Origin of the sequence: Blastococcus brunescens (assembly GCF_035320885.1) — a bacterium.
Taxonomy (GTDB): domain Bacteria; phylum Actinomycetota; class Actinomycetes; order Mycobacteriales; family Geodermatophilaceae; genus Blastococcus_B; species Blastococcus_B brunescens.
This window is the reverse complement of record NZ_CP141261.1, coordinates 1923376-1943287: the sequence shown is the minus strand read 5'-3', so window position 1 is coordinate 1943287 and position 19912 is coordinate 1923376. Positions and strand designations below refer to the sequence as shown.

Here is a 19912-nt window from a genome sequence, read left to right as displayed (position 1 = left end):
TGCATGTTCATCAGATAGGGCGCCGCGTGCACCAGCTCCACGTGCAGGCCGTGGCCCTGCAGCGCCCGGGCGGCCTCCAGGCCGAGCAGCCCGCCGCCCATCACGACGGCCCGCCGACAGCGGCCGACGGCGTCGAGCATCGCCCGGGTCTCGTCGATGGTGCGGAAGCCGAACACCCCGGGCAGGAGCTCGCCGGCCTCGTCCAGGACCCCCGTCATCGGCGGGATGAACGAGTAGCTGCCGGTGGCCAGCACCAGGTGGTCGTAGGGGTGGTCGTGCCGTCGGCGGCGTGCACCTGCTTAGCCGCGGTGTCGATCCGCTCGATCCGCACGCCGGCCCGCAGGTCGACGTCGTTGTCGGCGTACCAGTCGTGGCTGTTGAGCACGATGTCGTCCTCGTGCGCCTCCCCGCCAGCACCGGCGAGAGCATGATCCGGTTGTAGTTGCCGTGCGGCTCGTCGCCGAAGACGGTGATCCGGAACTGTTCCCCGCCGCCGCGCTCGAGCACCTCCTCGACCAGCCGCGCACCGGCCATCCCGTTGCCGACCACCACCAGCCGGGGGCGGGTGTCGAGATCGTCGTCGATGTGCAGGGACGTCATGCCGCCGGGGCGACCACCCAGAACGGCGGTCATACCTCCACCAGCCCGAGGTCGACCACGAGCTCGCCGGTGACGCCCTCGGGGGCGGCGGCGTGCAGCTCGACGACGGTGCCGCCGACGAGGTCCTCGACCACCCGCAGCGGCACGTGGACGTCGCCCTTCGCGCCGATCGGGAACCAGCGCATCGGCTCGCCGTCGCGGACGAGCAGGACGTAGACCAGCTCGGACGTCGAGTTGCCGCCCCGGAAGTACAGCGCCTGGGCGGACTTCCCTGCGGGACGGTGTAGCGCAGGGCGGCGTCGACCGGCCCGGGCTTGGACAGTCCCTCGCCGGTGATCGGGAAGACGCCTTGCAGGAAGCGTGGGCTGCTCTTCACGCGGGTGCTCCTCTTCCGGGTGGGGTGGCGCGGTTCGGGGGTGGCGGACGGCGTGTGGTCGCGGGGCTGCGGCTGGGTGGCCGGCGCGGGCGGGGCGATGAGCTCCTCGGGCCCGCCGGCGCGGGCGACGGCGACCGCGCACACCTTGAAGGCGGCCATCTTCGAGGTCGGGTCGAGCGCGTCGGCGTCGGTGAGCGCGTTGGCGCTGGACCCGCCGCCCCAGTGGAAGGGGACGAAGACGACGTCGGGCCGGATCGTGTCGGTGACCAGCGCGTGGAAGCGGGCCCGGCCGCGACGGGTGGTCAGCTCCACGACGTCGTCGCCCCCGATGCCGAGCCGCCGGGCCAGGTCCGGGTGCAGCTCCGCCCGGGGGCTCGGGGTGACCAGCTGCAGGCTCCGGGTGCGCCGGGTCTGGGTGCCCGACTGGTACTGCGCCAGCACCCGGCCGGTGGTGAGGACGTAGGGGTAGTCCGCGTCCGGACGCTCGTGGGCGTCGACGTGCTCGACCCGGAGGAAACGGGCCCGGCCGTCGGGGGTGGCGAACCGCTCGGTGAACAGCCGCGGGGTGCCCGGGTGCCGGGGCGTCGGGCACGGCCAGAACACGCCCTGCTCGTCGTCGATCCGCCGGTAGCTGATCCCGGCGTAGTCGGCCACTCCCCCGGCGCTGGCGCGGCGGAGCTCGTCGAACACCGTCTCCGGGTCGCCGCTGAAGTGCCGTCCCGCCCCCAGCCGCTCGGCCAGGGTGGCCAGGAGCTGCAGGTCGTCGGGGACGCCGACCGGCGGGTCGAGCGCCCGCCGCCGCCGGATGACCCGCCCCTCGAGGTTGGTCATCGTGCCCTCCTCCTCCGCCCACATGGCGCTGGGGAGGACGACGTCGGCGAGCTCGGCGGTCTCGGAGAGGAAGAAGTCGCTGACGGCGAGGAAGTCCAGGTCGCCCAGGCGGCTGATGACCCGCCGCGCGTCCGGGGCGCTGACCGCCACGTTCGAGGCGAGGACCAGGAGCGTCCGGACGCCACCGTCGGTGCCGAGCGCGTCGAGCAGCTCGAACGCCGACTTCCCCGGCATCGGCAGGTCGTCGGGGTCGACCCCCAGACGCCGGCCACGTGCGCCCGGGCGGCCGGGTCGGCCAGCGAGCGGTAGCCGGGCAGCTGGTCGGCCTTCTGCCCGTGCTCGCGGCCGCCCTGGCCGTTGCCCTGGCCGGTGACCGTGCCCCAGCCGCTCCCCGGCCGGCCGGGCAGCCCGAGCGCCAGGGCAAGGTTGATCCACGCCTGGGCGGTGTCGGTGCCGCTGCGGTGCTGCTCGGCGCCGCGGGCGGTCAGCACGATGGCCCGCTCGGCCCGTGCGAGGGCGAAGACGGTGCGCCGCTGGTCGGCCACGGGGACGCCGGTGAGCCGCTCGACCCGGTCGGGCCAGTAGCCCGCGACCCCGGTCCGGACGTCGTCGAAGCCGGTCGTGCGATCAGCGACGTACTCCTCGTCGACCAGCCCTCGGCGAGCGCGATGTGCAGCAGTCCGTTGGCCAGCGCCAGGTCGGTGCCCGGCAGCGGCTGCAGGTGCAGGGCGGCGTTGCGTGCCGTCGCGGTGCGGCGGGGATCGACGACGACGTGCTGCGCGCCCCGCTCCCGACCGGCGTCGAAGTACTGCATGGCCGGCGGCATGGTGTCGGCCGGGTTGCTGCCGACCAGCACGACCACGTCGGCCTCGGCGATGTCGGAGAGCGGGAACGGCATCCCCGGTCCAGCCCGAACGCCCGGTTGGCGGCGCCCGCGGCCGACGACATGCAGAAGCGGCCGTTGTAGTCGATGGCGCTGGTGCGCAGGGCGACGCGGGCGAACTTGCCGAACTGGTAGGCCTGCTCGTTGGTCAGCGAGCCGCCCCGAAGCAGCCGACGGCATCGCGGCCGTACCGGTCCTGCGTCCGCTCGATCGCGTCGACCACCCGGCCGAGGGCGTCGTCCCACGTCGCCTCCACCAGGGGCTGGTGCGGTCGCCCGGAGTGCTGCGCACGAGCGGGCGGAGCAGGCGTTCAGGGTGGTCGAGCAGCTCGACCGACGACCAGCCCTTCGAGCACAGCCCGCCCTTGTTGGTCGGGAAGTCGGCCGGGACGAGCGTGGCCGGGCGGTCGCCGGCGGTCACGTCCATCCCGCACTGCAGCGAGCAGTACGGGCAGTGCGTCAACGTCGTCCGCGTCGAGCCCGCACGGCGGGCCGGGGACTCGGGCGACACGACGGCGGGCACGCAACCGAGCGTCGGTGGTCGTCGTTTCCCTTCGTGGACACCGGCGTCAACGCTGGGTTCCGAGCGCCTCACACGGGGCCGCCCGGCACTGTGCGGTGGCCCCGGCGCAGGATGTCGGGCGAGGGGCGCTCACGAACGGAAGAGGTGGTCATGACCGGGCCGGACCAGCTGCCGGACGACGGCGCCGACCCCGACAGCCCCGAGGGCCGTGGTGGCGCCGCGAGCGTCATCCCCGCCGCGCCTCCGGGGACCGGCCGCAGCGGGCTCGACCGCCGACGCGTCCTGGGCGCGGCGATCGAGTTCATCGACGGGCAGGGCCTCAACGCGCTGACCATGCGCCGCCTCGGCGCCCACCTCGGTGTCGAGGCCATGGCGCTCTACCGGTACGTGCCGGGACGGGAGCAGTTGCTCGACGGCGTGGTGGAGTCGGTCATCGACGAGCTCTACGGTGATCCGGACGTGCACCTGGCCGCGTCCAACGGCTGGCAGGACTACCTCCAGCGCCTGGCGCACGGCGTCCGGCGCATCGCGCTGGCCCACCCCGAGGTGTTCCCGCTGGTGGCCACCCGCCCCCGGCCGCGCCCTGGGTGCGGCCGCCGCTGCGCAGCCTGCGCTGGGTGGAGTCCTTCCTCGACACGCTCCTCGCGAGCGGGTTCAGCGAGGAGTCCGCCGTCGCCGCGTATCGCGCCTACTCGAGCTTCCTCCTGGGTCACCTGCTCCTCGAGGTGTCCCAGAAGGGGGTCAAGATCAGTCCCGAGGACCAGCCGGAGGGGTGCCGCACGCGGCCGCGTCGACGGACCTCAGCGAGTACCCCACCGTCGTCCGGCTCGAGGCCCTGCTCTCCCTGGACGAGTCGGCAGCGGAGTTCGAGGAGGCGCTGGAGAACCTGCTGGGGCGCCTCGAGCTGGTCCTCCACGAGGGCCGGACGCCGCGGCGCGGGGACTCGCGCGACTAAACACCAGGACATCGTTTACGTCGTAAATCGCCGGGCATGGCCTGGGCCGGCGCGCAACCGTGAACGAGCCGCGACGCGCCCCTGTCTCACCCTGACCCCGCGAGGAGCACGCATGATCACCGAGCAGAACCTGTCCGCCGTCATCGGGAGCACGGCCGTCGGATCCGACGGCAAGCTCGGCACCGTCGGCGAGGTCTACCTCGACGACGAGACCGGCCGTCCGGAGTGGGCGACCGTCCGCACCGGCATGTTCGGCACCAAGGAGTCCTTCGTGCCGCTCGCCGACGCCGACCTGTCCGGGGACGACCTGCGTCTCCCTACGACAAGGACAAGGTCAAGAACGCCCCGCAGATCGACACCGACGGCCACCTCTCCCCGGCCGAGGAGTCCGAGCTCTACCGCTACTACGGCATCGGCTCCGGGACGGGCGCGGAGTTCACGGACACGACGCGCACCACGGGTACGAGCGACCACGGCACCGTGGGCCACGACACCGTGGGCCACGACACGAGCGGTCCCACGACCGACGACGCCATGACCCGCTCCGAGGAGCACCTCACCGTCGGCACCCAGCGGGTGGAGAGCGGTCGCGCCCGGCTGCGGAAGTACGTCGTCACCGAGAACGTGACGCGCACCGTGCCCGTCGCGCACGAAGAGGTCGTCCTCGAGCGCGAGCCGATCACCGACGCGAACATCGGCAACGCCCTGGACGGCCCGGCCATCTCCGAGGAGGAGCACGAGGTCGTCCTGCACGCCGAGCGCCCGGTCGTGGAGAAGGAGGCCGTGCCGGTCGAGCGCGTACGGCTGGACACCGAGACGGTCACCGACCAGCAGACCGTCACCGAGTCCGTCCGCAAGGAGCAGGTCGAGCTCGACACCGATCCCGAGATCCGGCGATCCTGATGTCCGACCCGGACCACTCCACCGACGGAGCCCACTCGACGAAGGGGCGGGCCCGCGACGCCGTCGACGCGCAGCACTCCCGCTACGGCGGCATCAAGTGGGGCGCCGCCTTCTTCGGCTGGCTCTCCGCGAACGGGCTCGCCGTCCTGCTGATCGCGCTGCTCAGCGCCGCAGGGGTCGCCATCGGGTTGACCGAGGGCGTCCCCAGCGTGGACGACGCCGTCCAGGACGCCGACACCATCGGGATCGTCGGCGGCATCGTGCTGCTGGTGATCCTGTTCCTGGCCTATCTGGCCGGCGGCTACGTGGCCGGCCGGATGGCCCGGTTCGACGGCGCCCGGCAGGGCATCGCCGTCTGGGTCATCGGGCTGCTCGTGGTCATCGCGCTGGCCGTCCTGGGCCTGGTGTTCGGCTCGGAGTACAACGTGCTCCAGCAGCTCAACCTGCCGCGCATCCCGATCGACGAGGGCACCGCGACGACCGGCGGCATCATCGCGCTGGTCGCCGTCCTCCTCGTCACGCTGCTGGGAGCGATCCTCGGCGGCAAGCTCGGCGACAAGTACCACCGCAAGGTCGACCGCGCCGGCTTCGACGTCTGAGCAAGGCCCCCGAAAGGACCCCGTCCTCCCCACCGCTCGCAGGCTCGCGGCGGTGCCCTGGACGGGGCCGCTAGACCGCTCGCAGGCTCGCGGCGAGCCGCTGGACGGGGCCACACGGGGGCCGTCCCGCCTGGGGCGGCCCCCTCGTCGTCCGGGGGCGTGGTCGAATGCCGGGGTGACTCCCCGGGCCCGAGGATCCAGCGGATCGACGACCCGGACGAGGAGGGGCCCGACGTCCGGCGGGCCGAGCAGCGCGACGTCCCGCGCATCGCCGCGACTCTCACGACCTCCCTGGGCGCCTCGCGCTGGGCGCGGTGGGCGCTGCCCGACGACGGCCGCATCCAGCGGCTGACCCGCCTGCACGAGCTCGACGCCGGGCACCGCGGGGTGGGCACCGGCACGGCCTGGGTCACCGACGAGGTCGACGCGGTCGCCGTCTGGGAAGCGCCACCGGGAGCCGAGGGCACCACCCCCTGCCGGCCGACGTGCGTGCCGCACTGACCAGCGAGCTCCCCACCTCTCCGCGCACCGGATCAGCGCCGTCCGTGACACCGCCGCCCTCGTGGACGCGGCGCGTCCGGACCAGCCGCACTGGTGGCTCCGGCACCTGGGCGTGCGGCCCAGCTCCCGCCGGCGTGGCCTGGCCGCCGCCGTCCTGGCCCCGGCCCTGGTGCGCTGCGACACCGACGGCGTCCTCGCCGGGGCCGCCGTCTACTCCTGGGCGAACGTGCGGTTCCTGCGCGGCTTCGGGTTCGAAGTGATCTCGACCGGCAGGACGAGCGACGACGAACTCCCGCTGTGGGTGCTCGTGCGGCAACCGCAGCGCCTGCTGACCGGCTGAGAACTTTCTGCGCGGACCTGTCGATCCGGCCGTCCCCGTTCGTACAGGGGTGAGCGACCGGCACGGCGCCGGCGCCGAACCCGAGGAGACGACATGCCCCAGTACCTGATCAACATCATCCAGCCCGTCGGAGAGGTGCCCCCGCCGGAGGTCCTGGAGCCCGTCATGCGCGACCTCGCCTCGCTGAACGAGGAGATGCGCTCTGCCGGGGTCTGGGTCTTCGCCGTCGCACTCCACCAGCCGGAGGCCACGACCGTCGTGCGTGCGGACGGCGACACCGTCCTCACCACCGACGGCCCCTATGCGGAGGGCAAGGAGTTCATCGGCGGCTTCGACGTGATCCAGGCCGAGAACCTCGACGATGCGCTCGCCTGGGCCGGCAGGCTGGCGCGCATCCTCGGTGGGCTGCCCGTCGAGGTCCGTCCTGTGGCGACCTCCTTCTGATCGCACGACCTGTCTGATCGCATGGGTCCCGATCCCACCGCTGACGTTGCACGCACCTTCCGGGAGCACTACGGCAAGGCGGTCGCGGTCCTCACCCGCCTCCTCGGCGACATCGACGCCGCCGAGGAGGCGGTCCAGGATGCCTTCCTGACCGCGGTGCAGCGGTGGCCCGCCGACGGGATCCCGCCCAGCCCTGCGGGCTGGATCATCACGACCGCCCGGAACCGGGCGATCGACCGCATGCGCCGGGAGAGCACCCGCGTCGACCGGTACCGCCAGGCGGCACTGCTCCATGACGACGCACCGGCGGCCGAGGAGGCACCCGTGCACGACGACCGGCTCCGGATGGTCTTCACCTGCTGCCACCCCGCCCTGTCGACGGCCGCGCAGGTCGCCCTGACCCTGCGCCTGCTGGGCGGCCTCACCACCGCGGACGTCGCCGCCGCCTTCCTCGTCCCCGAGCCGACGATGGCTCAGCGCCTGGTGCGGGCGAAGGGCAAGATCCGCGACGCGCGCATCCCCTACCGGGTGCCGAGCGGAGCGGAGCTGCCCGACCGCCTGCGTCCCGTGCTCGCCGTCGTCTACCTGGTCTTCACCGAGGGGCACACGGCGTCGTCGGGCAACCGGCTGGTGCGCGACGACCTGTGCGCGGAGGCCGTCCGGCTGGGCCGTCTCCTCGCCGAGCTGATGCCCGACGAACCGGAGGTCCTCGGATTGCTGGCGCTCATGCTGCTCACCGAGGCTCGGCGGCCGGCGCGGACCACCGCGGACGGCGACCTGGTGCTCCTGGCCGACCAGGACCGCACGCTCTGGGACCGGATGCTGGTCGCAGAAGGCCAGGACCTGGTGCGGGCGTGCCTGCGCCGCAACCGGCCCGGCCCCTACCAGATCCAGGCCGCCATCAACGCCGTCCACAGCGATGCGACGTCCGCCCGGGCCACGGACTGGGGCCAGATCCTGGCGCTCTACGACCAGTTGATGGTCGTGGCACCGAGCCCGGTCGTGGCGCTCAACCGGGCGGTCGCCCTGGCCGAGGTCGCCGGACCCGAAGCCGCCCTGCCCGTCGTGGAGGCCCTGGACCTCGACCGCCTCGACGTCTTCCACGCCGTGCGGGCCGATCTGCTCCGTCGTCTGGGTCGGCCGGCCGAGGCGGCGCGGGCCTACCGTGCTGCGATCGAGCGGGTGGGGAACGAGCCGGAGCGGAACTTCCTGACCCGCCGACTGGAGTCGCTGTGACTAGTCCCAGGAGCGGCGCTGCTTCTTCAGCTGCCCGCGCTGCTTCTTCGCCTCGATCCGGCGCTCCTGGGAACCGCGGGTGGGCTTGGTCCGCCGCCGGCCGGGCGCCGGGGGCGCGAGTGCGGCCCGGAGCACGGCCGCGAGCCGCTCCCGTGCCGCCTGCCGGTTGCGCAGTTGCTGGCGGTGCTCGCTGGCGGCGATGGTGAGGACGCCGTCGACCAGGCGGGCACCCAGCCGCGCAGCCAGCCGGGCGCGCTGCGGATCGCTGAGGCCCGGCAGGTCCAGCGGTGCGACGGACAGCTCGACCCGCGAGTCGGCGGTGTTGACGCCCTGCCCCCAGGGCCCGAGGACCGGGAGAACCGCCAGCTCAACGCGGCGGCGGGGACGACGACCGTCGCGGTGACCGGGAGGTCACCGGAAGCGTCGTCGATACCGGGCACGTGCACAGTGTCGCCGAGCCGACGCGGCGCGCACGACCGGATACCGGGACCACGCGGTGCTGCCGTCTTCGGCGTCGTCCCGCTCCTCCTCGAGTTCGCCGTCACGCGGGCGCCGGCACCCGGCACCGATGTCGCCGCCGCTCGCTGATCCGGGTCACTCCCTCCGGGAACCGGGTCCGCGCCACCGGTCGCCCCTGGACGGCAGCGCAGCAGCCGGCGGACCGTCAGGCAGGATCCAGGCCGGGCGCCGTGCCGCTCGAGCGCCTCGACCGCGTAGGCGGAGCAGGTCGGGGTGAACCGGCAGCACGGCGGCCGCTGCGGGCTGACCCGCCGCTGGTACACGCGCACGGCAGCGACCAGCCGATCCGCGATCGGTGTTCCCCGCTCCCCGGTCCCGGTGCGCCCCAGCTCCCGCAGCGTCGTCGGCGCCAGCAGCACCGCGTCAGTGCCGCAGCCGATCGCATGGGCGAGGCAGCAGCCGGTGTTGAGGACCAGCAGGTCGCGCAGGCAGCCGCCTCCGCCGTGAACCCCGGCCACTGCTCCGGATGAACACCATGGACAGCCAGGTACCGCGGGATGATCGGAGCCATGCCTTCCCTCGCCGACGCGCTGACCACGGGCCCGGTCGTCCTCGACGGGGTCTCTCCACCGAGCTCGAGGCCCGGGGGCACGACGTCTCCTCCGCCCTCTGGTCCGCCCGGCTGCTGCGGGACGACCCGGCCGCGATCGTCGCGGCGCACGCCGCCTTCGCCGCGGCCGGCGCCCAGGTGGCCACGACCGCCAGCTACCAGGCCACGGTCGGGGGCTTCGCCGCCACGGGCGTCGACGCGGGCGAGGCCCGAAGGCTGATCGCCTCGTCGGTGGCGCTGGCCCGCGAGGGGCAGGGCCCTGGCTGGGTCGCCGGCTCGGTCGGGCCCTACGGCGCGATGCTGGCCGACGGCTCGGAGTACACCGGGGCGTACGTCGCCGAGGTGGGGATCGCGGAGCTGCGCGCCTTCCACCGGCCGCGGATGGAGTTGCTCGCCGAAGCGGGGGCCGACGTCCTGGCCTGCGAGACCGTGCCCGCCGCCGCGGAGGCAGAGGCGCTGCTCACGGAGGCCGAGGCGCTGGGTGTGCCGATCTGGCTCTCCCTCACCACGGTGGTCGACGACGCCGGCCTCGCACGCACCCGGCGCGGTGAGCGCGCGGCCGACGTCCTCGCCATGGCCGCCGACGTCGACGCCGTCGTCGCGGTGGGCGTCAACTGCACCGCGCCCAGCGCCGTCGCCCCGTCCCTCGCCGCAGCTGCCCTCGCCTCGCGGCCCGTCGTCGTCTACCCGAACAGCGGCGAGACCTGGGACGCCGCGGCCCGACGCTGGGCCGGCAGCCCCGGCATCCTCCCGGACGACGTCCCCGGGTGGGTGTCGGCCGGCGGCCGGCTGATCGGCGGCTGCTGCCGGGTGCGACCGGCCCACATCCGCGCGGTGGCCTCGGAGGTGGAGCTCCTGTCCCGGAGCTGACCGGCTCGGCCCCGGCCTGTCACGGAAATGCAACCCGCGGCGGTCCGTACCGCAGAAGGTGCCGGGTAGTACTCCGGGAGATGACTGCTCCCTCCCGCACGACCACGCGTCCGCGCGCCGGCGAGGGGCGCCCGGTGTCGGACGGTTCGGTACCCGATCGGCCGTGGGCCTGGCAGCCCTGGTGCTCGGCGCCGTCCCCTTCCTGCTCCTGTGGCTCCTCGTGCAGCAGCGCTGGTCCCCCTGGCGGGGCTCGACGGCGACGTCGCGGCGAGACTGAACGACGTCGTCAGCGACTCCACCGCGCTGGTCGACACCCTCCGGGTGGTCACGGATCTGGGCGGCACGGAGTTCGCCGTCCTGGCCTTCGCCCTGATGGCCGCCTTCCTCGCCATCCGCCGCCACTGGCGGCTCGCCGCCTTCGTGGCCGTCACCGGCTCCGGCCTGGCCGTGCTCGGCCCCGTGACCAAGGCCGTCGTCGACCGAGCGCGTCCGGTGGTGGACGTGGCGGTGGTCCAGACGCCGTCCAACGCGAGCTTCCCGAGCGGTCACGCGATGACGTCGGTGGTGCTCTGGGGGACGCTGGTCCTCCTCGCGCTCCCGGCTGTCGGCCGCCGTACCCGCCCGTGGTTGGTGGGGGCGCGGTGCTCGTCGTCCTGGCGGTGAGCTTCACCAGGCTCGCTCTCGGCGTCCACTTCGTCTCCGACGTGCTCGCCGGCTGGGCCCTGGGTCTCGGCTGGCTGGCGGTGACTGCCGGAACCTTCCGCGCGTGGCAGCACAGCCGCGGCCGGTACGCGGACGAGCCGCTGGACCCGCTCGACCTGGACCCGGACGAGGCGCCGCAGCTGGTCGTGCGGGCCGAGCCGCACCGGAGCCTGCCGGCGACGGCAGGCCGTCTCGCCGGAGCGGCTGCGGTCGTCGTCGCGGCCCTCGGCGTGCTGGGGCTGCTGGTCACCGCCGTCCTCACCGACACGTGGCTCGGCCGGCTGGACCGCGACATCGTCGCGTCCCTCGTCGAGGAGCGCACGGCCTTCCGGTCCGACCTGGCCACGGCCGTGAGCACGCTGGGCGGTACCAGGGCGGTGATCGCGGTGGGGCTCAGCGCCGCCGTCCTGGCGCTGGCCGTCACGGGACGCCGCCGGCCCGCTCTGTTCGTCGTCGTCACGCTCGTCGGCGAGGTGCTGCTGTACTTCGTCGTCGCGCAGATCGTGGGGCGGCTGCGCCCCGACGTCGCCGATCTGGTCTCCGAATTGCCCAGCGGGGCGAGCTGGCCGTCGGGTCACTCCGCGGCCGCGGCGGCCCTGTACGGCGCGGTGGCCGCCCTCGTGCTGGTCTCGAGCCGCTCTCCCTGGCGCTGGGCCGTGCTCGCCCTGCCGGTCGTGCTGGCGCCGGCCATCGGGCTCTCGCGGCTTTACGTCGCCGCGCACTATCCGACCGACGTGGTCGCCGGCTTGGTCCTGGGCGGGGCGTGGGTGCTGGTCTGCGCCCGCTTCGTCCTCGTCCCGGCGGCCGCCGACGCGGCCCGGCGGGCGGACGCCGGGGCTGCCCGATGAGGCGCTGGCTGGGCCGCGCAGCCGTCGCCCTCGGCGCGCTCCTCGCCCTGCTCGCCGTCTACGGCGTGCTCGTGGAGCCACGCCTGCTCCTCGAGGAGGAGCGCTCCGAGGTCGCCCTGCCCGGGCTGCGGGCGGGCGCGGTGGAGCTCGAGGTCGCGGTGTTGTCGGACATGCAGATCGGCATGTGGTGGGCCAACACCGGCATGGTGGAGAAGGCCGTGGAGCGGGCGGTGGACCGGCGCCCGGACGTGGTCCTCCTGGGCGGGGACTTCGTCTACAGCACCGATCCGGACATCGACACCCAGGTCGACAACGTCCTCGAGCTGCTCGATCCGCTGATCGAGGCGGAGATCCCCACCGTCGCCGTCCTCGGCAACCACGACTACGCGGTGGGGGCCCAGCGAGAACTGACCACCGCGCTGGAGTCCCAGGGCATCCCTGTCCTGCTCAACGAGTCGGTCCCGATCCCGGTCCCCGGTGGGGACGGGGACCGCGAGCTCTACGTCGTCGGGCTCGGCCCCACCGTCCCCGACCTCGCCGACCCCGATGCCGCGCTCGCCGACGTGCCGCCGGACGCCCCGCGCGTGGTGCTCATGCACAACCCGACGGCGTTCCCCGAGCTCCCGCCGGGCAGCGCCCCCTCGCCGTCGCCGGTCACACGCACTGCGGCCAGGTGGCGCTGCCCGGGTCCCCGCACTGGTCCTACGTGGGGCTCACCGATGAGGAGAAGGTCGTCGCGGACGGATGGGGGCCGGAGGACTACGGCGCGGAGGGCAACCGGCTGTTCGTGACGTGCGGGGTCGGCTTCAGCGTGGTCCCCGTGCGCATCAACGCGCCGCCGCAGATCGCCTACTTCGACCTCGTCCCGCCGCCGCGTCGATGATCAGGTGACCTGATCGTTCTGGGTCCTACCTCGCGGTCGACCGTGCGGTAGGACCCCTGATGACCAGGAGACCTGATCATCATGTGGTGGCTAGAGGATGGGGCGGCCTCCGGTGACCGCCACGCGGGCGCCGGACACGTAGGACGCCTCGTCGCTGGCCAGCAGCACGTAGACCGGCGCGAGCTCGGCAGGCTGCCCGGCCCGCCCCAGCGGGGTGTTGCCGCCGAAGCTCTCCACCTTCTCCTCCGGCATCGTCGACGGGATCAGCGGCGTCCAGATCGGCCCCGGCGCGACGCTGTTGGCCCGGATGCCCTTCTCGCCGTACAGCTGCGCCAGGCTGGCGGTGAAGTTCGCGATCGCGGCCTTCGTCATGGCGTAGGCGATGAGCTGCGGGCTCGGGTTGTCGGAGTTGACCGACGAGGAGTTGACGATCGAGGCACCCGGCTGCATGTGCGGGATGGCGTCCTTGCAGAGGGTGAACATCGCCGACAGGTTCGTCGCGAGCGTGTGGTCCCACTCCTCGTCGCTGATCTCATCCAGCGAGTCGTGGCTCATCTGGAACGCCGCGTTGTTGACCAGGATGTCGATCTTCCCGAACTCCTCGATCGCCTTCGGCACGATCGTCTTGGCGTGCCCCCGGTCGGAGATGTCGCCGGGCACGAGCACGCAGCGCCGGCCGGCCTCCTCGACGTACTTCGCGGTGTCCTTCGCGTCGTCGTGCTCGTCCAGGTAGGAGATCAGGACGTCGGCGCCCTCGCGGGCGAAGGCGATCGCCACGGCGCGACCGATGCCGCTGTCACCGCCGGTGATCACCGCGGCCTTGCCGGTCAGCTTCCCGGAGCCGCGGTAGCTCTCCTCCCCGTGATCGGGCTTCGGGTCCATCTCCCCGAGGCTGCCGGGCGGGGTCTGCTGCTGGGCGGGCTGGGATTCGGGGCGGGGCTCTGACACGGGTCCTCCTGGTGCTCGGCTCGGCGCCACTGTTCGACGTCGCCGCCGCCCTACCCGCGCCGTCGGCGGCGGAACCCGACCGCCTGCCCGGGAAGAGAACCGCCGTCAGGCAGGCTGTTCCCCACGATGACCGCCACTGCCCCGCCGCTGCTCGACGACGCCGCCGACCTCTCCGCCCTCCGCGCGAAGGGGACGACGCCGACGAGCTGTTCGCCTCGTTCGCCGCATGGGCCGAGCGCAGCGGGACGACGCTGTACCCGGCGCAGGAGGAGGCGCTGATCGAGCTGGTCAGTGGCGCGAACGTCGTCCTGGCGACGCCGACGGGCTCCGGCAAGTCGCTGGTGGCCACCGGGGCGCAGTACGCGGCGCTGGCCGCCGGGCGGCGCAGCTACTACACCGCCCCCATCAAGGCGCTGGTCAGCGAGAAGTTCTTCGCGCTGTGCGGCGTCTTCGGGGCGGCCAACGTCGGCATGCTGACCGGCGACGCCAGCGTCAACGCCGGAGCACCGATCATCGCCTGCACGGCCGAGGTGCTGGCGAACATCGCCCTTCGAGAAGGCGCGGACGCCGACATCGGGCTCGTGGTCATGGACGAGTTCCACTTCTACGGCGACCCCGACCGCGGCTGGGCCTGGCAGGTGCCGCTGCTGGAGCTGCCCAAGGCGCAGTTCCTGCTGATGAGCGCCACCCTCGGCGACGTCACCTCGCTGCGCGAGGACCTCACCCGCCGCACGGGCCGGCCCACCGCGCTGGTCGCCAACGCCGAGCGGCCGGTGCCGCTGCACCACTACTACGCGACGACGCCGATGCACGAGACGATCCAGGACCTGCTGGACACGAAGCAGGCGCCGGTCTACGTCGTCCACTTCACCCAGGCCTCGGCGCTGGAGCGGGCGCAGGCGCTCGTGAGCGTCAACGTGTCGACCAAGGAGGAGAAGGCCGCGATCGCCGACCTGATCGGCGGCTTCCGGTTCTCCTCCGCCTTCGGCACCACCCTCAGCAGGCTGGTGCGGCACGGCATCGGCGTCCACCACGCCGGGATGCTGCCCAAGTACCGACGGCTGGTGGAGCAGCTGGCCCAGGCCGGGCTGCTCAAGGTCATCTGCGGCACCGACACCCTCGGCGTGGGCATCAACGTGCCGATCCGCACCGTCGTCTTCTCCGCGCTGAGCAAGTACGACGGCACCCGCACCCGGCTGCTGCAGGTCCGCGAGTTCCACCAGATCGCCGGGCGGGCCGGCCGGGCCGGCTACGACACCGCCGGGACGGTCGTGGTGCAGGCGCCGGAGCACGAGGTGGAGAACCTCAAGCAGTTCGCGAAGGTCGCCGACGACCCGAAGAAGCGCCGCAAGCTCGTGCGCAAGAAGGTGCCCGACGGCATGGTGCCGTGGAGCGAGTCGACGATGAACCGGCTCGTCGAGGGCGAGCCCGAGAAGCTGACCAGCAACATGCGGGTGTCGACGTCGATGATCCTCGACGTCGTCGACCGGCCCGGTGACCCGTTCGCCGCGATGCGCCGGCTGCTGACCGACAACCACGAGCCGCGTCCGAAGCAGCTGCAGCACATCCGCGAGGCGATCGGCATCGCGCGATCGCTGCTGCAGGCCGGCGTCCTGGAGCGGCTGCCGGAGCCCGAGCGCGACGGTCGGCGCCACGACCTGACCTTGGACCTGCCGGAGGACTTCGCCCTCAACCAGCCGCTGTCGACGTTCGCGCTCGCCGCGATCGACCTGCTCGACCCCGAGTCCGAGACGTACGCGCTCGACGTCGTGAGCGTCATCGAGGCGACCCTCGACGACCCGCGGCAGATCCTCGCCGCCCAGCTCAACAAGGCCAAGGGCGAGGCCGTGGCGCAGATGAAGGCCGAGGGCATCGAGTACGACGAGCGGATGGAGCTGCTGGAGGAGGTCAGCTACCCGAAGCCGCTCGAGGAGCTGCTGGGGCACGCCTTCGAGATCTACCGGCAGTCCAACCCGTGGGCCGCGGACGGCCTGCTGTCGCCGAAGTCCGTCGTTCGGGAGATGTGGGAGCGCGCCTTCACCTTCCGGGAGTTCGTGAACACCTACGGGTTGACCCGGTCGGAGGGCGCGGTGCTGCGCTACCTGTCCGACGCGTTCAAGGCGCTGCGCTCGGGCGTGCCCGCCGCCGCCCGCACCGAGGAGGTCACCGATCTCGTCGAGTGGCTGGGCGAGCTGGTCCGCCAGGTCGACTCCTCCCTGCTCGACGAGTGGGAGCAGCTCACCTCACCCGACCAGCCGCTGGACGCGCCGGTGTCGGTGCCCGCCCGGCCGCGCCCGCTCACCGGCAACGTGCGGGCGTTCACGGCCATGGTCCGCAACGCCCTCTTCCGCCGGGTGGAGCTGTTCGCGCGGCGCCGCTGGTACGACCTGGGCGAGCTCGACAGCGGCTCGGGCTGGGACGCCGAGCGGTGGGAGCAGGTCGTGCGGGCGTACTTCGCCGAGCACGACGAGGTGCAGACCGGCGCCGACGCCCGCGGCCCGGCGCTGCTGATCATCGACAAGGCGGCGCCGGGACTCTGGAAGGTCCGGCAGATCCTCGACGACCCGGCGGGCGACCACGACTGGGGCCTCGACGTCGAGGTCGACCTGGAGGCCTCCGACGAGGAGGGCACGGCCGTTCTCCGCGTGGTCGACGCCGGCCGCATGTAGGGCTCCGGGCGCGTCGCCGGCGGCGCGCCGGGGATCCGGACGGTGCTGTGCCGCGTCGGACGCCGCGACGGTCGAGCCGGCCCTACGCTCGTGCCAGTGGCCGTCTCCCCGCGCCGCACCGTCGGAGGACCCGATGACGCAACGCCTGCAGTCCCACGGCTCGGGCCGCGGCACGACACGCGCGAGGGCCGCCCGATCCCGGGCCGGCGGACTCTGGGGCGGCCGCAGCCGGGCCCCCGCCGGCCGGCCGGCCTACGACGACGAGCCGACCCTTCTCGGGTTGCCCGCCGAGTACGACGACGCCGCGACCGGCCCGCCCGCCGGTGCGCCAGACCTCGAGGCCCCGCGGTCCGGGCTGACCGTCCTCAGGCGGGCCGACCCGCTCGGCGCCTGCGCGCTCGTCCTCGCCGGCGTCGCCGCGAACATCAGCCTGTCGCTGTCCTGGGCGCCCGGCGAGGGCCCGAGCGGCCTGTCCCTGGTCCAGCGCGGGGGCGAGACCCTGGGCGCCGGCATCGCCGAGACCGCACGCAGCGAGGTCTGGCCGCCGCTCGTCGTGGTGCTGAGCGGCGGACTCCTGGTGCTCCTCGGGTTCCTCCTGCTCGTGCCCGCGCGCGCTCACCGGCTCCTGGGTGTGCTCGCCCTGGCCGTCACCCTGGCGGCCGCCGCCGCGGTGGTCCTCCTGGCAGCGGACGCCGGCTGGCAGGCCGACCGGTTCGGTCCCGGGCTGTGGTGCGCCGCCGCCGTTCCCGTCCTCGGCCTGCTCGGCGCGCTGAAGGCGATGCTCACCGCCCCGCTGGTCACGCTCGACCCCGTTGACCACGGTCCGCAGCGGCGTGGCGCTGCCGGCGACGGCGTCCAGGAGGGCGAGTGCCGTCTCCCGCATCCGGTCCTCGACGTCGTGGGCGGGATCGTAGGAGGCCAGCGTCGCCGACACGACCGGCAAGCGCTCGGCTGCCGACAGCAGGATCTGCACGACGTCGGCGGCCGACAGCCCGTCGGGTGCCGCATAGCCGTTGGCCGGCGCGATCGAGGGTCGTGCACGTCGAGGTCGACGTGGAAGTGCACGGCGTCCACCCGAGCGGCCAGGCGGTCGAGTGCGATGCCGACCTCCTGCGGCCGCCGCGCCCGATCGGGTCGCAACCAGGTCAGCGCCGACCGCTCCAGGACGCCCACCTGCGCCTGGCTCAGGTCCCGGGCACCGACCAGGACGACGTCGCGTTCGGGCAGCGGCGAGAAGCCGGGCACGCTGCCGGCGAGGGCGCGCCAGCAGCGGCCGACCACGATCGCGAGGCCCTGCCCGTCGAGGAAGCCCGAGGTGTCCTCGTCCGGGGTGTTGAAGTCCCCGTGGGCGTCGAGCCACAGCAGCCCGAGCCGCGGCCCGGCGCCCGACAGCCCGGCCAGGACGCCGAGCGTCGTGTTGCAGTTGCCCGCCAGCAGCACCGGCACCTCACCGGCGCCCGTGGCATCGGAGACCGCGGCGGAGACGAGCCGGTTGAGCTCGAAACCGGTGGCGAGCTCCGCCCGCCACGAGGACGACGGCAGGACCACCTGCTCGGTGACGACGTGCCCGCGACGGCGTAGCCGCTCCGCCGCTCCGGCACCGGCCAGCGCGGTCGGGCCGTTGCCCATGCGGGCGCCTACCTGGCCCGAGTCGACCGGGGCCAGCAGCAGCCGGACCGGCGCTGGGTCGAGGGCAGCCCGGGCATGGGCGCGATCACACCATCACGCGGCCACCCGTGCCACCGACGTGTGTCACGCTCCATGCGATGGGCGCATGACGGGGTGGGAGATGCTCGCGGTGGCCGCAGCCGGGTTCGCCGCCGGCGGCATCAACGCCGTCGTCGGCTCGGGCACCCTGGTGAGCTTCCCGGTCCTGCTCGCCGTCGGCCTCCCGCCCGTGCCGGCGACCATCAGCAACTCCCTCGGCCTGATCGCGGGCAACCTCAGCGGCTCCATCGGCTACCGCCGGGAGCTGCGCGGCCAGCGGCGGCTCCTCCTGCGCCTGCTGCCCGCCTCGATCCTCGGCGCCCTCACCGGGGCGTTCCTCCTCCTGCACCTGCCGGCCGCCACGTTCGAGGCGGTCGTGCCGGTGCTCATCGGCATCGCGGTCCTGCTGGTCGCGCTCCAGCCGCTGGTCCAGCGCAAGCTCCCTGCCCGGGGCGGCGACGTGTCCGTGCCGGTGACCGGTGGCCGGCTGGCCGCCCTCTTCGCCGGCGCCTATGCCACCGGCACGTACGGCGGCTACTTCGCCGCCAGCCAGGGCGTGCTGCAGATCGGCATCTTCGGGCTCCTGCTGCGCGAGTCCCTGCAGCGGCTGAACGCGCTCAAGAACGTCCTCACCCTCACCGTGAACACCGTCGCCGCCGGTGCGTACGTCGTCGTCGCCACCGACCGGATCGACTGGACGGCCGCCGGGCTGCTGGCGGTGGGCTCGCTGGTGGGCGGAGCGGTCAGCTCCCGGTACGGCCGTCGTCTTCCCTCGGCGGTCCTGCGGGCGGCGATCGTCGTCCTCGGCGTCGTCGCGATCGCGGTGCTGGTGACCGGGTGAGCGTCTGGGAGTTCGTCTTCCTCGTGCTCGCCGGCGTCGGGGCGGGTCTGACCGGCAGCATCGCCGGCCTCGCCTCGTTGATCAGCTACCCCGCGCTGCTCGCCGCGGGGCTCCCCCGGTGACGGCCAACGTCACCAACACCGCGGCCCTGGTCGTCGTCGGCGTCGGCTCGGTGAGCGCGTCCCGGCCGGAACTGACGGGGCAGGGCAGACGGCTGCTGCCGCTGATGGTCGCCGGGCTGATCGGCGGGGCGGCCGGTGCGCTGCTCCTGCTGCTCACCCCCGAGGGCGGTTTCGAGCTCATCGTCCCGTGGCTGATCGGCGGGGCCTCGATCGCCATCCTCGTGCAGCGGTCGCCGCGGGAACTGGCGATCGAGGGCGCGCTCGCGCACGCCGGCCGGCGGGACCAGTGGTGGCTGCCGGTCGCCGTCTTCGCGATCTCCATCTACGGCGGCTACTTCGGCGCCGCGGCCGGCGTGCTGATGCTCGCCACGTTCCTGCTCACCACCGGCGAGGGGCTCCCCGCAGCAACGCGATGCGCAACGTCGTCCTGGGTGTGGCCAACACGGTGGCCGCGATCGGATTCGTCCTGTTCGCCTCGATCGTCTGGTCGGCCGCGCTGCCGCTCGCGATCGGGCTGTTCCTCGGCTCCCTGCTCGGCCCGAGGATCGTGCGGCGCGCCCCGCAGACGGCGCTGCGCCGGGGCATCGCCCTGGCCGGGCTCGGGCTCGCCGTGTACCTCGCGGTCGAGGCCTACGGCTGACCCGAGCCCCGCCGTCACCGGCTGACGTAGGCCGCCAGGAACAGCACGAAGCCGCTGAGCGCCAGCAGCAGCCGGGCCGGGGTCAGTCCGTTGAGCAGCCCGGCCGTGGCCTCCACCCACTGCGGCCGGACGGCGGCGTCGCGGGAACGCTGGCGCATCATCCGCACCTCGTCGGCCAGCAGGATGCCCGCGCTGCCGAGCATGCCCAGCCCCAGCACCAGGAAGACCAGGGCCATCCGCTCCTCGAAGCTCTCGGCCGTCCCGGCGAGGACCAGCACCGCGATCGCGCCGAGCAGCAGACCCAGCAGCCCGCCGGCGACCGGGGCCCAGGGCCCCATCACCGTGAGCGGCCCTCGCCGCGGCATGCGCGGCCGGGGCCGGACGGACACCGGCGCCGTCGGCTGCATGCCGGGGACGAGATCG

At 73.7% G+C, this 19912-nt stretch carries 22 protein-coding genes and 5 pseudogenes; 18 read left to right on the top strand and 9 right to left on the bottom strand.

Annotated features, from left to right (window positions below; genetic code table 11):
• Positions 1 to 38 precede the first annotated feature (38 nt).
• The 4 genes and pseudogenes from U6N30_RS12985 to U6N30_RS35425 all read right to left on the bottom strand — a co-directional run.
• A pseudogene (locus tag U6N30_RS12985) lies at positions 39 to 218 on the bottom strand (hypothetical protein); the annotation flags it as partial.
• Positions 215 to 2041 (bottom strand): molybdopterin oxidoreductase family protein, encoded by a 1827-nt coding sequence (locus tag U6N30_RS12980; protein WP_324277597.1) that lies wholly within the window; start codon positions 2039 to 2041, stop codon positions 215 to 217. The gene U6N30_RS12980 and the pseudogene U6N30_RS12985, both read right to left, overlap by 4 nt.
• 250 nt (positions 2042 to 2291) lie before the next feature.
• The gene (locus U6N30_RS12975) at positions 2292 to 2705 is read right to left on the bottom strand and encodes a molybdopterin-dependent oxidoreductase (protein ID WP_324278281.1); all 414 of its coding nucleotides are present in this window, start codon (positions 2703 to 2705) and stop codon (positions 2292 to 2294) included.
• Positions 2706 to 3023: 318 nt separating this feature from the next.
• Positions 3024 to 3200 (bottom strand): annotated as a pseudogene (locus U6N30_RS35425) (hypothetical protein); the annotation flags it as partial.
• Between the two features lie 123 nt (positions 3201 to 3323).
• Here U6N30_RS35425 and U6N30_RS12965 point away from each other — a divergent pair.
• The 9 genes and pseudogenes from U6N30_RS12965 to U6N30_RS12925 all read left to right on the top strand — a co-directional run.
• Positions 3324 to 3566, top strand: a pseudogene (locus U6N30_RS12965) (hypothetical protein); the annotation flags it as partial.
• Between the two features lie 418 nt (positions 3567 to 3984).
• Positions 3985 to 4167 (top strand): hypothetical protein, encoded by a 183-nt coding sequence (locus U6N30_RS12960; protein WP_324278683.1) that lies wholly within the window; start codon positions 3985 to 3987, stop codon positions 4165 to 4167.
• Positions 4168 to 4279: 112 nt separating this feature from the next.
• On the top strand, positions 4280 to 4705 hold the full coding sequence (locus tag U6N30_RS12955; protein WP_324277596.1) for a PRC-barrel domain-containing protein: 426 nt from the start codon (positions 4280 to 4282) through the stop codon (positions 4703 to 4705).
• Positions 4702 to 5070: a YsnF/AvaK domain-containing protein gene (locus U6N30_RS12950; RefSeq protein WP_324277595.1), complete on the top strand. Its 369-nt coding sequence runs from the start codon at positions 4702 to 4704 to the stop codon at positions 5068 to 5070. The genes U6N30_RS12955 and U6N30_RS12950 overlap by 4 nt, the downstream gene beginning before the upstream one ends.
• Positions 5070 to 5669 carry a M48 family metalloprotease gene (locus tag U6N30_RS12945; RefSeq protein ID WP_324277594.1) on the top strand — a complete coding sequence of 200 codons (600 nt, stop codon included), beginning with the start codon at positions 5070 to 5072 and terminating at the stop codon, positions 5667 to 5669. The genes U6N30_RS12950 and U6N30_RS12945 overlap by 1 nt, the downstream gene beginning before the upstream one ends.
• A 159-nt stretch (positions 5670 to 5828) precedes the next feature.
• Positions 5829 to 6170 carry a hypothetical protein gene (locus U6N30_RS12940; protein WP_324277593.1) on the top strand — a complete coding sequence of 114 codons (342 nt, stop codon included), beginning with the start codon at positions 5829 to 5831 and terminating at the stop codon, positions 6168 to 6170.
• Between the two features lie 61 nt (positions 6171 to 6231).
• Complete coding sequence (locus U6N30_RS12935) at positions 6232 to 6510, top strand: GNAT family N-acetyltransferase (protein WP_324277592.1); 279 nt, start codon at positions 6232 to 6234, stop codon at positions 6508 to 6510.
• A 93-nt stretch (positions 6511 to 6603) separates the two neighbouring features.
• Positions 6604 to 6954 carry a YciI family protein gene (locus U6N30_RS12930; RefSeq protein WP_324277591.1) on the top strand — a complete coding sequence of 117 codons (351 nt, stop codon included), beginning with the start codon at positions 6604 to 6606 and terminating at the stop codon, positions 6952 to 6954.
• A 21-nt stretch (positions 6955 to 6975) separates the two neighbouring features.
• The gene (locus U6N30_RS12925) at positions 6976 to 8190 is read left to right on the top strand and encodes an RNA polymerase sigma factor (protein WP_324277590.1); all 1215 of its coding nucleotides are present in this window, start codon (positions 6976 to 6978) and stop codon (positions 8188 to 8190) included.
• Here U6N30_RS12925 and U6N30_RS12920 read toward each other — a convergent pair whose 3' ends face one another.
• Positions 8191 to 8490, bottom strand: coding sequence for a hypothetical protein (locus U6N30_RS12920; RefSeq protein WP_324278280.1), 300 nt, complete (start codon positions 8488 to 8490; stop codon positions 8191 to 8193).
• Between U6N30_RS12920 and U6N30_RS12915 the strand changes: the two genes are divergently transcribed.
• Positions 8374 to 8778 carry a hypothetical protein gene (locus U6N30_RS12915; RefSeq protein ID WP_324278682.1) on the top strand — a complete coding sequence of 135 codons (405 nt, stop codon included), beginning with the start codon at positions 8374 to 8376 and terminating at the stop codon, positions 8776 to 8778. The genes U6N30_RS12920 and U6N30_RS12915 overlap by 117 nt on opposite strands.
• A gap of 32 nt (positions 8779 to 8810) precedes the next feature.
• Here the strand turns inward: U6N30_RS12915 and yidD are convergent.
• Positions 8811 to 8978, bottom strand: a pseudogene (yidD, locus tag U6N30_RS12910) (membrane protein insertion efficiency factor YidD); the annotation flags it as partial.
• 197 nt (positions 8979 to 9175) lie between these two features.
• Between yidD and mmuM the strand changes: the two are divergent.
• The 4 genes from mmuM (at position 9176) to U6N30_RS12890 (ending at position 12470) form a co-directional block, all read left to right on the top strand.
• Positions 9176 to 10129 carry a homocysteine S-methyltransferase gene (gene mmuM, locus U6N30_RS12905; protein WP_324277589.1) on the top strand — a complete coding sequence of 318 codons (954 nt, stop codon included), beginning with the start codon at positions 9176 to 9178 and terminating at the stop codon, positions 10127 to 10129.
• A gap of 321 nt (positions 10130 to 10450) precedes the next feature.
• Entirely contained in the window at positions 10451 to 10792 is a 342-nt protein-coding gene (locus tag U6N30_RS12900) for a phosphatase PAP2 family protein (RefSeq protein ID WP_324277588.1), read from the top strand.
• The gene (locus U6N30_RS12895) at positions 10771 to 11679 is read left to right on the top strand and encodes a phosphatase PAP2 family protein (protein WP_324277587.1); all 909 of its coding nucleotides are present in this window, start codon (positions 10771 to 10773) and stop codon (positions 11677 to 11679) included. The genes U6N30_RS12900 and U6N30_RS12895 overlap by 22 nt, the downstream gene beginning before the upstream one ends.
• Positions 11676 to 12470 carry a metallophosphoesterase gene (locus tag U6N30_RS12890; protein ID WP_324277586.1) on the top strand — a complete coding sequence of 265 codons (795 nt, stop codon included), beginning with the start codon at positions 11676 to 11678 and terminating at the stop codon, positions 12468 to 12470. Before U6N30_RS12895 ends, U6N30_RS12890 begins: the two co-directional genes overlap by 4 nt.
• A 182-nt stretch (positions 12471 to 12652) precedes the next feature.
• On the opposite strand, the gene U6N30_RS12885 is transcribed toward U6N30_RS12890, so the two are convergent.
• Positions 12653 to 13510 carry an SDR family oxidoreductase gene (locus U6N30_RS12885; protein WP_324277585.1) on the bottom strand — a complete coding sequence of 286 codons (858 nt, stop codon included), beginning with the start codon at positions 13508 to 13510 and terminating at the stop codon, positions 12653 to 12655.
• Positions 13511 to 13521: 11 nt separating this feature from the next.
• Between U6N30_RS12885 and U6N30_RS12880 the strand changes: the two genes are divergently transcribed.
• Positions 13522 to 16179 carry a DEAD/DEAH box helicase gene (locus U6N30_RS12880; RefSeq protein ID WP_324277584.1) on the top strand — a complete coding sequence of 886 codons (2658 nt, stop codon included), beginning with the start codon at positions 13522 to 13524 and terminating at the stop codon, positions 16177 to 16179.
• A gap of 615 nt (positions 16180 to 16794) precedes the next feature.
• On the opposite strand, the gene U6N30_RS12875 is transcribed toward U6N30_RS12880, so the two are convergent.
• A complete protein-coding gene (locus U6N30_RS12875) occupies positions 16795 to 17844 on the bottom strand; it encodes an arginase family protein (RefSeq protein ID WP_324278279.1) in 1050 nt (349 codons plus the stop codon).
• Positions 17845 to 17953: 109 nt separating this feature from the next.
• On the opposite strand from U6N30_RS12875, the gene U6N30_RS12870 reads away from it, so the two are divergent.
• The 3 genes and pseudogenes from U6N30_RS12870 (at position 17954) to U6N30_RS33825 (ending at position 19489) form a co-directional block, all read left to right on the top strand.
• Positions 17954 to 18727: a sulfite exporter TauE/SafE family protein gene (locus U6N30_RS12870; RefSeq protein ID WP_324277583.1), complete on the top strand. Its 774-nt coding sequence runs from the start codon at positions 17954 to 17956 to the stop codon at positions 18725 to 18727.
• On the top strand, positions 18724 to 18849 hold the full coding sequence (locus U6N30_RS12865) for a hypothetical protein (RefSeq protein WP_324277582.1): 126 nt from the start codon (positions 18724 to 18726) through the stop codon (positions 18847 to 18849). The genes U6N30_RS12870 and U6N30_RS12865 overlap by 4 nt, the downstream gene beginning before the upstream one ends.
• Positions 18846 to 19489, top strand: a pseudogene (locus tag U6N30_RS33825) (sulfite exporter TauE/SafE family protein). Before U6N30_RS12865 ends, U6N30_RS33825 begins: the two are co-directional and overlap by 4 nt.
• A gap of 14 nt (positions 19490 to 19503) precedes the next feature.
• Here the strand turns inward: U6N30_RS33825 and U6N30_RS12850 are convergent.
• A complete protein-coding gene (locus U6N30_RS12850; RefSeq protein WP_324277581.1) occupies positions 19504 to 19896 on the bottom strand; it encodes a hypothetical protein in 393 nt (130 codons plus the stop codon).
• Between the last annotated feature and the right edge of the window lie 16 nt (positions 19897 to 19912).

Bases quoted from the DNA above. Each gene is read 5' to 3' on its own strand.
- U6N30_RS12975 (WP_324278281.1), bottom strand. From the start codon at position 2,705: ATGCCGTTCCCGCTCTCCGACATCGCCGAGGCCGACGTGGTCGTGCTG.
- U6N30_RS12950 (WP_324277595.1), top strand. From the start codon at position 4,702: ATGACCCGCTCCGAGGAGCACCTCACCGTCGGCACCCAGCGGGTGGAG.
- mmuM (WP_324277589.1), top strand. From the start codon at position 9,176: ATGAACACCATGGACAGCCAGGTACCGCGGGATGATCGGAGCCATGCC.
- U6N30_RS12955 (WP_324277596.1), top strand. From the start codon at position 4,280: ATGATCACCGAGCAGAACCTGTCCGCCGTCATCGGGAGCACGGCCGTC.
- U6N30_RS12980 (WP_324277597.1), bottom strand. From the start codon at position 2,041: ATGCCGGGGAAGTCGGCGTTCGAGCTGCTCGACGCGCTCGGCACCGAC.
- U6N30_RS12945 (WP_324277594.1), top strand. From the start codon at position 5,070: ATGTCCGACCCGGACCACTCCACCGACGGAGCCCACTCGACGAAGGGG.
- U6N30_RS12890 (WP_324277586.1), top strand. From the start codon at position 11,676: ATGAGGCGCTGGCTGGGCCGCGCAGCCGTCGCCCTCGGCGCGCTCCTC.
- U6N30_RS12850 (WP_324277581.1), bottom strand. From the start codon at position 19,896: ATGCAGCCGACGGCGCCGGTGTCCGTCCGGCCCCGGCCGCGCATGCCG.
- U6N30_RS12930 (WP_324277591.1), top strand. From the start codon at position 6,604: ATGCCCCAGTACCTGATCAACATCATCCAGCCCGTCGGAGAGGTGCCC.
- U6N30_RS12925 (WP_324277590.1), top strand. From the start codon at position 6,976: ATGGGTCCCGATCCCACCGCTGACGTTGCACGCACCTTCCGGGAGCAC.
- U6N30_RS12870 (WP_324277583.1), top strand. From the start codon at position 17,954: ATGACGGGGTGGGAGATGCTCGCGGTGGCCGCAGCCGGGTTCGCCGCC.